Below are 13,790 nucleotides of genomic sequence, written 5' to 3' on the forward strand. Positions count from 1 at the left end.
CATATTAAGAAGCCATTCCAATAAACATTGGTAATAAGAAAGGTATGGCTAAATTGACAATAAAGCCAAAACTAATCGCTAACGGTACAACTTGCATTCCCCCTGATTTTTGAATAATCGGCAAGGTACAATCAAGCGATGTCGCTCCTCCCAATCCAACTGCTGTTGAAGGAAACATTCTCATAAAGAAAGGAATGCTGAATAAGCAGAAAATTTCACGAGAGAGATCATTAAAGAAAGCAATACTGCCGTAAACAGGCCCCCACGCATCATTAACCAACACACTTGATAACGAATACCAACCAAACCCAGAAGCAAAAGCTAATGCTTTGAATAAAGGTAAACCTAATAAATAGGCTGAAATCACCCCTCCAAGCAAACCACTGCCCATAAAGATCAGTGCTGTAAATATTCCACGTTTATTTAAAAATACCTCTTTCAAAGGAATACCACTATTGCGTAGCTGAATACCAACACAAAAAATCATCACAACGAGTACATAAGTACTAGAGTGAAGTGGGAAATCTAATATACCTTTAGTAACAAAGCCGAAAATTCCCCCTGCTAATACGGCTGAACATAATGCCGATGATTCCAAAAGTTGTTTCCAACGTGATGGTAATTCTTCTGCTGTTAAAGCAGTTCGTTTCATTGGATATAATTTATCGAAAAGCATTAAACTTCCGATATTACAACAATGAATAATGGTACTTAGCCCCAAAGCTGTCAGCCCAATTTGGGGAAGTTTAGTTTCTAAATCATCTAATTGCCCTAAAGCAATGCCCATTATCAACAAAATTAAGTAAAGGCTATACATTGTCGTTTTATTGACTACCGCCATTACCTTAGGATTATGAACACGAAAAAGATAGCCTAAAAAAAGTGGCACAAAAGCAATCAATAGCCCATAAATCATTCGTTCCCCCTTTCAATTTTCCTTTTTATTATTAAGGATAAATTTTAACAATAAATTAACGCAATAAAACTGTTTTTATATACAGTTATTTGATATGCTAACAAGCGGTTACTTTCTCTCAATTTTTTGCAAATGAATATATCACGAAAAATTATTCACATTGATATGGACTGTTTTTATGCCTCAATAGAAATGCGTGAAAATCCCACCTTGATCGGCAAAGCCGTCGCCGTTGGTGGAAGTGCAAATCAACGAGGAGTACTCACCACTTGCAATTATGAAGCGAGAAAATTCGGGCTACACAGTGCAATGCCAACTGTTCAAGCATTAAAACTATGTCCGCAATTAGTGCTGTTGCCCGTAAATATGTCTTTATATAAAGAAGTATCTGCCCAAATTCACCAAATTTTTCAACGATATACCTCTATTATAGAGCCACTTTCGCTAGATGAAGCCTATTTAGACGTAACACATTGCCAACATCATTCTGGTTCAGCCACTTGGATTGCTCAAGCAATCCGCCAAGCAATTTGGAATGAATTACAATTAACCGCCTCGGCAGGCATTGCCCCACTAAAATTTCTTGCCAAAATTGCCTCTGACCAAAATAAACCGAACGGACAATTTGTAATTCCCCCAGAGCAAGTTGCTGATTTTATTTCAACACTTCCATTAAAAAAGATCCCTGGTGTAGGTAATGTGACAAATGAAAAACTCAAACAGCTAGGATTTCACACCTGTGCAGATATTCAGAAATCAGAAAAACACTTTATTTTCCAACAATTTGGTAAATTTGGACAGCGTTTGTGGGATTTTAGCCACGGCATTGATGAACGAGAAATTGAAGTCAATCGCCCACGCAAATCACTTGCTGTTGAAAATACCCTACTACAAGATATTTCCGATTTAAACAGTGCAAAAATGATTGTCTGCGAACAATTTAATAAACTTGTCTTTCGCATTCAGAGAAACTGGGCTGACATACCTTTATCCGAATTTAAAAAATTAGGTATCAAACTTAAATTTGATGATTTCAGTCAAACAACTTTGGAAAGAACAATGGATAACTTTACTCAAGAGAATTTCTTATATTTACTTGAACAGATCTGGCAACGAAGAAATGGACGAAAAATCCGCTTAATCGGCATAAACGCTCACTTTCCAAACAAAAAAGTAACAACACAGTTAAACTTATGGGAATAATTGTTGCCGAAACCTTGAATTTTGCTAAATTATCGCCATTTACAAGCGGTCTTTTTTACTTAACTTTTTACAACTTGGAGAATTATCTACTATGATGAGAATTGCACTCTTTCTTGCAACAAACTTTGCCGTAATGATTGTATTAGGCATTATCTTAAGCGTAACGGGCATTGCGGGTAACAGTACTGGCGGCATCTTAATTATGTCAGTGCTTTTTGGTTTTGCAGGTTCATTGATCTCATTATTTTTATCAAAAACAATGGCTTTACGTTCTGTTGGTGCAGAAATTATTACTGAGCCACGCAATAATGCAGAACGTTGGTTAGTTGAAACCGTTAAACGTCAATCACAACAAGCAGGTATTCCAATGCCTGATGTCGCCATTTACCACTCGGCTGATGTGAATGCTTTTGCAACAGGTGCAACAAAAAGTAACTCTCTTGTTGCAGTAAGTACAGGCTTATTAAATTCAATGACCCAAGATGAAGCGGAAGCCGTTGTTGCACACGAAGTTGCTCATATTGCAAATGGCGATATGGTTACGATGACTTTATTACAAGGTGTACTGAATACCTTTGTTATTTTCTTATCTCGAATGATTGCAACCGCTGTATCAAGCACTCGTAACGACAATGGTGAAGAAAGCCAAAGCACTGGGATTTATTTCCTAGTATCAATGGTGTTAGAAATTCTCTTTGGTGTATTAGCAACCATTATTGCGATGTGGTTCTCTCGTTATCGTGAATTCCGAGCAGATGCAGGCTCAGCAAGCCTTGTGGGGAAAGAAAAAATGATTGCTGCCTTACAACGTTTACAAAAACTACACGAGCCTGAAGAGTTACCCGGTTCATTAAACGCATTTATGATCAACGGTAAACGCAAAGAACTCTTTATGAGCCACCCACCACTTGAAAAACGCATTGAAGCATTAAGAAATTTATAAATTTCTATTAACACAGCAATAAAAAAGGACGCCATAGTGATCTGATCAATATGGCGTCCTTACTTATAAATGGAGAGTCTAAATTTCCCTATATTATTTAATAAGCTCTAAACCATTCATATATGGACGTAACACTTCAGGTACAGTAATTGAACCATCTTCATTTTGATAGTTTTCTAATACGGCAACCAAAGTACGACCAACCGCTAATCCCGAACCATTTAATGTATGCACTAAACGAGTTTTCTTATCGCCTTTTGCTTTGCAACGAGCAGACATTCTACGAGCTTGGAAATCCCACATATTTGAGCAAGAAGAAATTTCACGATAGGTATTTTGTGCAGGTAACCAAACTTCTAAATCGTAAGTTTTAGTTGCACCGAATCCCATATCGCCTGAGCAAAGTAATACTTTACGATAAGGTAAACCTAAAAGTTGTAATACTTTTTCTGCGTGTCCTGTTAATTCTTCGAGTGCTTCCATTGATTTTTCTGGTGCAACAATTTGTACCATCTCAACTTTATCAAACTGGTGCATACGAATGAGACCACGCGTATCACGCCCGTAAGATCCAGCTTCTGAACGGAAACAAGGAGTATGTGCAGTAAATTTTAAAGGTAGGATTTCTTCTTCTAAAATTTCATCACGCACTAAGTTGGTAACTGGGACTTCTGCGGTTGGAATTAACGCATAAGCTTTTTGCACTGCATTTGGATCTTGCCCTTCCAATGGCTTTGTATGGAAAAGATCTTCCCCAAATTTAGGAAGCTGACCTGTTCCATAGAGAGTATCGTGATTAACTAAATAAGGCACATAAGTTTCAATATAACCGTGCTGTTCTGTATGTAAATCAAGCATAAATTGTGCTAATGCACGATGTAAACGTGCGAGCTTATCTTTCATCACCACAAAACGTGTACCGGTTAATTTAACACCTGCTGGGAAGTCTAACCCTGCTAAATTTTCACCTAAGGTAACGTGATCTTTTACTTCAAAATCAAATTGACGTGGTGTTCCCCAACGAGACACTTCCACATTTTCACTATCATCTTTCCCAACTGGTACTTCTTCTGCGGGTAAATTCGGCACAGAAAGGAGTAAATCACGAATTTCGCCTTGTACTTTATCTAATTCTACTTTCGCTAAATCTAACTCATTCCCCATAGAATCAACTTCAGCTAACAAAGCGGAAATATCTTCACCACGAGCTTTTGCTGCACCAATGTTTTTCGAGCGAGCATTACGTTCAGCCTGTAATGTTTCTGTTTTAACTTGCAGAGCTTTACGCTGTTCTTCCAAAGCGGTTACTTTTGCTGTATCAAGCTCAAATTTACGTTTTGTTTTGAGTATTTGAGCCACTTCCGCTAAATTTGTACGCAGTAAATTTTGATCAATCATTTTTTATCCTTATTTTTATTTGCAAATTTTTAGAATAATCCAACCGCTTAATAGCGATTAGCGTTTTTCATAATACGCTGTTTAGCAACTTGCCATTCTCTATCTTTAATATCATCACGCTTATCGTGAAGTTTTTTACCTTTTGCCAAACCAATTTTGACTTTCGCCCACGCATTCTTCCAATACATCGAAAGGGCAACAACCGTAAAGCCATCTCGATTTACTTTACCGAATAGAGAGTCTAACTCTCGCTTATTTAATAATAATTTTCGTGTGCGGGTAGGATCGGCAACAATATGCGTAGAAGCCACATTTAATGGGGTAATCATTGCCCCAAACAGATAGGCTTCACCGTTGCGGAAAATCACATAGCTGTCGCCAATATTCGCTTTTCCTGCTCGCAATGCTTTAACTTCCCACCCTTGCAGTTCTAAGCCCGCTTCAATTTCATCTTCAATAAAATATTCGTGGCGAGCTCGTTTATTTAACGCAATAGTATTGGATGCAACTTTTGGTTTTTTACTCATAATCCATCTTTATTAACAAAAAATTGGTGGGATTGTACCCTAAATATAAGAAAGTTTGAACGGACAAGCGGTTTGTTTTGCAGAATAATTTGCAAAAATAAACCCACCATTATAGGGAATCCTAAAATAGTGGGTCTATTAGAGAGTCTAAAATACCTAGTATTTAACTAGAGACTTTAATTCCATTTAATTAGAATTTAAAGCCTACACTTGCACCACCTGTGTAATCACCTCGATTATTAGCACTTCCCGTTACCTTAATAATGATCTTACCATTATCGGAAACTTTAGAATATCCGACAGCTAAAGCTGATGCTCCACGGTAAGTTCCGCCCCCGACGGCAAGTATACTTTCACTTGGGTTAAAGGCTTGAACTAATGATGCTGAAGCAACGGCACCAGCTATACCACTGCGTAAACGGTTATCAACCTTACCTAATTCGGCTTTAAGCTGACCATAGTTTACAGCATCTCCTGCATTTATTGCTTGACCAACATTTTGGATACGGTTACCACCCATATCTACTTTGCCATTAGGATTAACTTTCAAACTGTTAAAGGTCGGCGCCATTGTGGTTGCTATATCTAATGTTCTACCATTTTGGTTTACAACAATGTTCTGACCAGCATTAACTCTAACAGTCTCTCCCATTCCAACCTTAGCAGGTGCAGATTGATTAGACACTCCATTTGATCCTTCAACAGTACCAGATGTTAAGTTCCATCCTTTATCAACAACACTGTGTAGTGAATATAATTGACTACCATTAATCGCATCAGTACTTGTTTCACTGACTAAACCTGGTGCAACATTTTGGATACGGCGAGTCTCCATTGTGCCATCTTGAGCGACATTCCCCACACTCACTACACCTTTCACTTGGCTTGCTTCCCCACCAGCATATTGGTAAGTTTCACCACCAATCGTTTGAGAAGTGTGTGCTGAATTACCTTTCGTAGTTTCACCTTCTGCAACATAGCCAGATTGCGTACCTAAGAATACAGAGTTACTTTCTGTTTTTGTAACATTATTTCCTAATACGAAAACGTCACTCTGCCCCTGTACAATTCGGTTATCGTTACCTACGCTGTAAGATTTATCTGCATCAATAATGCTTGGGTCACCAAATGCACCAGAATTATTACCATTAACGATATTTCCAGTACCAATACTAATACTATCCGTTCCTGTTACTGTTGAATCATAACCAAAGGCAATCGCTCTTTCACCTGATGCTGTCGCTTTATAACCTACCGCCGTCGCATAAGCACCGCTGGCACTAGAATCTTCATTATTTTCAGATTGATCTGCTGGTCTCTCAGCTTTAGCTGTACCATCATTCGTATGGAAGAACTTAATCCCTTGTGTATTCATATGGTTGATAGCCGTAATAACCGAGTTGGTGACGTGTTCTTTCTGATCTTGAACATTATAGGTCACTAATAGCGGTTTACCATTTTCATCAACTACCACATTTTCGTGTTTAAGCTCTGTTTTTGAGCCATCAGGGTTGGTAATTGTCGTTGTATAGCTAGGCGTAACATTTGGAGCACCTTGTCCGCCTGTTAAAGCGAAAATTTGTGCACCATTTACTGCATCAGTACTATTTGGTGAAATATCACCATTTGCGACATTAGAGATCTTATTACCGCCCATATCCACCTTTGTACCTTCTTTAACAGCGAAGGTGTTACCCTTACCACCGACATTAGTATCTCCCAGAGTGGTTGAGCCACTTACATTCAAGTCACCACCAATATTCGCACCTTCTGTTGTGCTTAGACTGGTGAAGCTTGGTGTATCCGACATAGTAATTTTGATCTTACCACCTTCATTTGTGGTACTGACGTTTTTACCATCACCAATAATGTCAAGCTGTTCGCCTAGGTTTTTATGGATCACTTCTCCATTTTCACCTTTAAACTTCAAGCCTTTTTCTGTTAGTTCAGTTTTGGCTTTATCAAGCTGATCAACATTTACCGCATCTTTACCATCAACACCTTCAGCTAAACCTGTGATTTTGTTATCACTCATCACCAGGTCGCCACCTTTAATGGTTGCACCTTTTTCAGCAGTTACGCTATCTTTGAATGTCGCTGGACCAGCCACATCTAGCTTGCCGCCAATATTCGCACCCTCTGTTGTTGTGAGGTTAGTGAAGGTTGGGGTTTGAGAAGTCGCAACTGTAACGTTTTGTCCTTCACGAGTGATAACTATATTGTCACCCTGTTTAAATGTCACTACTTCATCAGGATTCACTTTTTCAGCGGCTGTATCTTCTTCATCGTTAATTTTCAGTTTCCAGCCAGATTCTTTCAACTGATTAACATTTACTGCATCGTTATCTGCTACTCCTGCTGCAACATTACTCACGACATTGCCCCCCATATCGACGCTTGTTTTGCCAGCAATAGCAAAAGTCTTACCCTCTCCGCCAATAGTGGTGTTGCCTGTAACAGTCAAATCATTAAGATTTGCTTTACCTGTTGATGTTACATTGGTTGTATTAACGTCTGTAGCATTTACTGTTGTCGCATTTACTGTTGTCGCATCCACGTTTGTAAAGGTTACATTTTCAGTAGTTGAAACAGTAATATTCGCACCATTTTGTACCAGCTTGATGTTTTTACCTGCAATATGAGTTACTTTATCACCAGGGGCAACTTTGGTATCGCTAGCACTTTCAGCTTCTCCACCTTCCACTTTAGCAATGGTAACATTCCAGCCTTTTTCAGCGATTTCTTTAACTTTATCTAGCTGTTCAACATTAACCGCATCGGTTTTGTCTGTACCTGCTTTTAGACCTGTGATTTTATTATCGCTCATCACTAGGTCGCCACCTTTAATGGTTGCACCTTTTTCAGCAGTTACGCTATCTTTGAATGTCGCTGGACCAGCCACATCTAGCTTGCCACCAATATTCGCACCTTCTTTTGTAGTGAGATTAGTGAAGGTTGGGGTTTGAGATGTCGCAACTGTAACTTTCTTGCCGTCACGACTAATGACAATATTGTCGCCTTGCTCAAAAGTCACGACTTCGTCGTTATTCACTTTTTCAGCTGCTGCATCTTCTTCATCATTAATTTTTAGTTTCCAACCCAAATTATTAACGGCTTCATTCAGCTGTGCTACATTTACAGCGTCTTCGTCATCTGTACCTGCTTTTAGACCTGTGATTTTATTATCACTCATCTCAAGGTTACCACCACTGATGGTTGCACCTTTTTCCGCAGTTAATTTATCTTTAACTGTAGCCGTACCATTTAGCGTAGTAGGACCATTTACTGTTGCTGAAGTAGCTGTTAATTCACCTGCGTTGGTTTTGTCTGCCGTCACTTCGCTAAAGTTTACTTTGTCAGTGGTTGAAACGGTAATATTCGCACCATTTTGTACCAACTTAATGTTTTTACCTGCAATATGAGTTACTTTATCACCAGGGGCAACTTTGGTATCGCTAGCACTTTCAGCTTCTCCACCTTCCACTTTATCAATGGTAACATTCCAGCCTTTTTCAGCGATTTCTTTAACTTTATCTAGCTGTTCAACATTAACCGCATCAGTTTTGTCTGTACCTGCTTTTAGACCTGTGATTTTGTTATCGCTCATCACTAGGTCGCCACCTTTAATGGTTGCACCTTTTTCAGCAGTCACATTATCTTTGAATGTCGCTGGACCAGCCACATCTAGCTTGCCACCAATATTCGCACCTTCGGTGGTCGTGAGGTTAGTGAAAGTTGGAGTATCAGAGATAGAAATCTCAATTTTCCCATCCGTATTTGTAGTGTTGATGTTGTTACCTTTGCCAACAATCTCAAGTGTTTCGCCTAAGTTTTTGTGGATTTCATCACCTGTTTCACCTTTAAACTTCAAGCCTTTTTCTGTTAGTTCAGTTTTGGCTTTACCAAGCTGCTCAACATTTACCGCATCTTTACCATCAACACCTTCAGCTAAACCTGTAATTTTATTATCACTCATCTCAAGGTTACCACCACTGATGGTTGCACCTTTTTCAGCAGTTAATTTATCTTTAACTGTAGCCGTACCATTTAGCGTAGTAGGACCATTTACTGTTGCTGAAGTAGCTGTTAATTCACCTGCGTTGGTTTTGCCTGCCGTCACTTCGCTGAAGTTTACTTTGTCAGTGGTTGAAACGGTAATATTCGCACCATTTTGTACCAGCTTGATGTTTTTACCTGCAATATGAGTCACTTTATCACCAGGGGCAACTTTGGTATCGCTGGCACTTTCAGCTTCTCCACCTTCCACTTTAGCAATGGTAACATTCCAGCCTTTTTCAGCAATTTCTTTAACTTTATCTAGCTGTTCAACATTAACCGCATCGGTTTTGTCTGTACCTGCTTTTAGACCTGTGATTTTGCCATCATTCATAGCCAAACCACCTTGCACGCTTACTCCACCGTTTAGGTTAGTTGGACCTGTTGCAGTTAAGCTACCAGTTTTCACACTGGTAAACTCTACTTCGTCTGCAGTTTTGATGGTAATCTCTGAGCCAGCACGAGTAACATTAATATTTGTACCTTCTTTGATAGTCACGCTATCACCGTTGGTGATGGCCTCACCGCTTGTTTCAGAATTGGCTTTTAGCGTAAAACCTGCATTGTTAATTGCGTTGACAACATCTGCAGCTTTGGCCAATCCTTGTGTTCCTGTTGGAGCCGTGATTTGGGTAGCTTCCGTTGAAGTAATGTCTTGAGTCACTACATTAAATTTCACTGTCGCATCACTTGCACCACTTACATTTGCTTTTGTAAAGTTGCCATCGGCGAAAGTTACTTTATTATTGTTATCAATACGAGATTTGGCTGCAGTATTTTCATAAATATTAAAACCAACATTTTCCATTACCGTATACAGTTGGCTACCATTTACTGCATCAGTAGAACTGGAGGTAACACGACCTGCGGCGACGTTTTGAATTTGGCGTAATGCCCCTGATTTACCTACAGAAACCGTTCCTGTTACACCCGTCATTCCTGCTACAGAGAGAGCATTATTGCTCGCATCAGCTTTATTAAAGTTTAACTTACTTACAGTTCCTGCAGTATCAGTCGTAGCACCATTACCCAAAGCAACTGAGTTGGCTGTAGAGGCGTTAGCTCCATTACCAAAAGCTAAAGCATTTGTAGCGGAAGCAGTAGAGCCATTACCCAAAGCAACAGAGTTAGAGCCTGAGGCTTCAGCTTGGTTACCAAGAGTAATTGCATTCGCACCACTTGAATTAGTCGCGTTACCTATAGCAACTGCATTATCTTTAGATGCCGTAGCTCCCTCACCCACAGCCACTGCACGATTGGCACTTGCAGTGGCATTACTACCAAAAGCAGAAGCCCATCTACCTGCTGTTGTATTAGCACCAAAAGCCGAACCTCTTTCAGGAGTCACATTTGAGCCTGCACCAAATGCAACACTATCTTTACCCTTGGCATACGCATCTTTACCGATAGAAATAGCGTTACCACCTCCATCTGTCTTAGCACTTGTACCGATAGCGATAGAATCATTACCCCACGCTACAGAGTCGGTACCTAAGCCTAGAGAACCAGGGGATCTAGATGAAACATTCGTACCAAATGCAAAGGCTCCAGGGTTTGTAGCCTTAGCGCCATACCCTATGGTAATGGTATTTGTGTTATCTGCCACCGCCTCAGGACCAATAGCGATCGATTTTTCATGTTTCGCCTGTGCCCCTTGACCGATAGCAGTAGCGTTATTAGCTGTAGCTTTAGCATTAACACCTACAGCAATTGAATTCAATTGACTCGCAACCGCTCCAGCACCAAAGGCAGATGCGTTTTCTGCTGAGGCTTTGGAACTAACACCAACAGCAGTTGCATTGGTTGCATTAGTAAATGAACTTTTACCGATGGCTATATCACTTGTACCACTTGAATTTGCATTAGTACCAAATACAATAGAGTCTTGACCAGTAGCCTTAGCGCCTTCTCCCTGCATTATAGGATCTGCGGCATAAGCCGTTGGAGACCAAACAGAAGTTAATACGGTGACAGCCAGAGCTGCACCAATAACGGTGGCAGAAGCAGCTTTGCCAGTGTTAGGATAATCTAAGTTCAGTTCAGAAATAGTATTAGTAGAAGATGACTTAGCGTGCCCTTTTGCTAATTCAGAAACAGCAACCCAAGATTGGGTTGAATAATTCCAAATTACTTTAAAAACTTTATTCATAACATACCTATCATTAGTTCATATTAAACAGAAAAAATCGTAGGCATAATAGCTAAAAATATGGCTAGAAACACATTCAATTTTCAAAATTAATTTAATTTAATTTAATTTAATTTAATTTAATTTAATTTAATTTACATTATTTTACAATTTTATTTAATATTTCCTACATATTATTTTTAAAATTTATCACCTAATAAAAACTGCAATACGGCATCCATTCTTAAATGAGGTAATGGCTGATCAAAAGCGACTTGTTTCGGCTCAAACTGATCGAACTCAAAGCGGTTATATTGCCAATAATTTGCATCAGGCAGACGGCTCGGGACACTACCTGGGTAAAGTGTGACTAACTTTTTATCCGAAGAGCGTACTCCACGAATAGCTTTAAACTGCTTGCCCTCTTGAGTAGCAATAACGGCATCAGTGGCTCGAATGGACGCGATTGCTTGATAAGCGGTTTCTATCCCTTCAAAATTTGCAAAATGTCCACCTTCTTGCACTAATTGACGCATTAGGCTTTCTAAATTCGGAATTTGATCGGTCGTGATGTGATCAGCTTTGGTTGCGACAAATAACAGTTTGTCGATATTTGATGAAAATAAACGACTAAAGAGCGAGCGGTTGCCATAATGGAAATGCTTAAATAACTGCTGTAAGCCGATTTTCATTTCTAAAAAGGCTTGTTGGCTATGATTAAGCGGCGTTAAACAATCGGCTAAGATAACTTGGCGATCAAATTGAGAAAAATAATCTTCATAAAACGGTTTCACTATTTTTTGCTGATAGTGTTGATATCGCTTTTCAAGCGTATGGTAAATGCTATTTTTCGGGCTTTGTGCTAATTGTTGCCACGCTTGTTCACTTAAATCCAGTAAAGGAAAAAACTGAAATACAGGCGCTCCCCGCTCACTATGTGGTAGTACAAATCGCCCCGGTTGAATATATTGCATACCAACTTCTTTACATTTTAGTAGGTAAGCAGTGTAATCTTCGCTCAAATCTGCAAGTTGGTTTTCATCTGCTTTTGCACTTAAATCTAGCTGTTTAACTTGCGATAGCCACGTTTGTGCTAATTCTGCCCGTTCACCTTTATGGACTAATTGTTGAGCTTGCGACCACTCTTTGAATGTTTGTGATAATAGAGGTAAATCTAACAGCCATTCCCCAGGGTAATCAAAAATATCAAGATACAACGTACCAGTTTCTTTGATATGGCGTAATAAACTATCTCGGCGTTGATAACGAAGTGCCAAACGAATTTCACTAATTCCTGTTGTGGAGGCAGACCACATAGGCGGTTCATTTTCAAAGCCTTGACGATTGCGGTCATATTCAAAACGGGGAATAGTCAAATCATGCTGTTCTACACGTTTAACCGATAAAATCTGTCCGTTTTTTGCGGGAGCAAATAAATTAAGATGAGTATTATCGTGCATATTGATATGCAATAGTTGATCGACAAAGCTAGTGATAAACGCTGTTTTTCCGCTACGGCTTAATCCTGTAACGGCAAGGCGTAAATGGTTATCTAAACCACGTTGGACAAATTTATGAAGTTGCTGTTGAATTTGGTTAAACATTTTATATACTCAATGACACTAAAAATGGGTTTATCTTCGATTATCTTTACTCTTACGAGTAGAACTGGCGTTAAAATATAACAAAATACGCTCTTAAAAGAAAATTTACCGCAATTAAGGTTGAATATGGAAAACGAAATTGAAATAAAAATAATGTTACTCCCTGAAAATATTCCGATGGTTTATCAATGGCTAAATCAGCAAAATATCCTTTGCCACGAAACAGAAGAACTGGCAAATTGCTATTACGATACGCCCGAACTCTACTTTGCTAAAGCAAAAATGGGGCTTAGGGTACGAAGTAAAAATAATCAACACGAAATTACCTTAAAAACCAAAGGGGAAATTATGGGGGGATTACATATTCGCCCTGAATATAATTTAGCGTTAGAAAATAACTTTCCTGACTTAAAGCGGTTGGTTTCTCATTATAATTTGCAATTTAGTGATATTGATCTGTTGCAACAAGGCTTAAAAGCGACTTTTAGTACCGATTTTCAGCGAGAAAAATGGGTTGTTGCTTTTAATCAATCAGAAATTGAGATCGCACTTGATCGAGGCTTAATTAAAAATAGTCAGGGAGAAGAGCAAATCTGTGAGTTAGAATTTGAGCTTAAACAAGGAAATTTAGCTGATATTTTGGCATTGCTACAACAAATGCCGAGAAAAAATGGAATGTGGTTCAGTAGTTTAAGTAAAGCTCAGCGTGGTTATTTAGTCGGCAATCCAGAGAAAATTGCTAAAGAAATAGATAAACTGACCGCTTGTTCTGCCGAAAATCATACCGAAATCGAAAAATACCAACTTTCTCAACAATTAGCGGATTTTATTCGTTTAACAGGTGAAGATAAGTTGCTTTCTAATTATCAGCAAGTAACGGGCGAAGAGATTTTATCTGTGGATTATTTTATTAGCCAAGATTATTTAGAAAAGAGTATTCAGGCTTTGGCTGTTTTGGGTTAGCTGTAATGGATAGAACGGTGGGCTAAAGCCCACCTTAGATTATTGACAAAGT

At 39.0% G+C, this 13,790-nt stretch carries 8 protein-coding genes; 3 read left to right on the forward strand and 5 right to left on the reverse strand.

Annotated elements, in window-relative coordinates:
• Positions 1 to 4: 4 nt before the first annotated feature.
• Positions 5 to 916: a LysO family transporter gene (locus A1D25_RS05250; protein ID WP_157394645.1), complete on the reverse strand. Its 912-nt coding sequence runs from the start codon at positions 914 to 916 to the stop codon at positions 5 to 7.
• A gap of 132 nt (positions 917 to 1,048) precedes the next feature.
• Here A1D25_RS05250 and dinB point away from each other — a divergent pair, with 132 nt between their 5' ends.
• Both dinB and htpX read left to right on the forward strand, forming a co-directional pair.
• On the forward strand, positions 1,049 to 2,119 hold the full coding sequence (gene dinB / locus A1D25_RS05255) for a DNA polymerase IV (protein ID WP_157394646.1): 1,071 nt from the start codon (positions 1,049 to 1,051) through the stop codon (positions 2,117 to 2,119).
• A 91-nt stretch (positions 2,120 to 2,210) separates the two neighbouring features.
• Positions 2,211 to 3,062 (forward strand): protease HtpX, encoded by an 852-nt coding sequence (gene htpX / locus A1D25_RS05260; RefSeq protein ID WP_157394647.1) that lies wholly within the window; start codon positions 2,211 to 2,213, stop codon positions 3,060 to 3,062.
• Positions 3,063 to 3,155: 93 nt separating this feature from the next.
• Here htpX and serS read toward each other — a convergent pair whose 3' ends face one another.
• From serS to A1D25_RS05280, 4 genes are all read right to left on the reverse strand, one after another.
• Positions 3,156 to 4,460 (reverse strand): serine--tRNA ligase, encoded by a 1,305-nt coding sequence (serS, locus tag A1D25_RS05265; protein WP_157394648.1) that lies wholly within the window; start codon positions 4,458 to 4,460, stop codon positions 3,156 to 3,158.
• Positions 4,461 to 4,507: 47 nt separating this feature from the next.
• Entirely contained in the window at positions 4,508 to 4,987 is a 480-nt protein-coding gene (gene smpB / locus A1D25_RS05270; RefSeq protein ID WP_157394649.1) for an SsrA-binding protein SmpB, read from the reverse strand.
• A gap of 190 nt (positions 4,988 to 5,177) precedes the next feature.
• Positions 5,178 to 11,192 carry an ESPR-type extended signal peptide-containing protein gene (locus A1D25_RS05275; protein WP_157394650.1) on the reverse strand — a complete coding sequence of 2,005 codons (6,015 nt, stop codon included), beginning with the start codon at positions 11,190 to 11,192 and terminating at the stop codon, positions 5,178 to 5,180.
• 179 nt (positions 11,193 to 11,371) lie between these two features.
• Positions 11,372 to 12,775 carry a YcjX family GTP-binding protein gene (locus A1D25_RS05280; protein ID WP_157394651.1) on the reverse strand — a complete coding sequence of 468 codons (1,404 nt, stop codon included), beginning with the start codon at positions 12,773 to 12,775 and terminating at the stop codon, positions 11,372 to 11,374.
• Between the two features lie 126 nt (positions 12,776 to 12,901).
• Here A1D25_RS05280 and A1D25_RS05285 point away from each other — a divergent pair, with 126 nt between their 5' ends.
• Positions 12,902 to 13,738 carry a CYTH domain-containing protein gene (locus A1D25_RS05285; RefSeq protein ID WP_157394652.1) on the forward strand — a complete coding sequence of 279 codons (837 nt, stop codon included), beginning with the start codon at positions 12,902 to 12,904 and terminating at the stop codon, positions 13,736 to 13,738.
• The last annotated feature ends 52 nt before the right edge of the window (positions 13,739 to 13,790 follow it).

The organism is Ursidibacter arcticus, from assembly GCF_009761375.1.
Classification (GTDB): domain Bacteria; phylum Pseudomonadota; class Gammaproteobacteria; order Enterobacterales; family Pasteurellaceae; genus Ursidibacter; species Ursidibacter arcticus.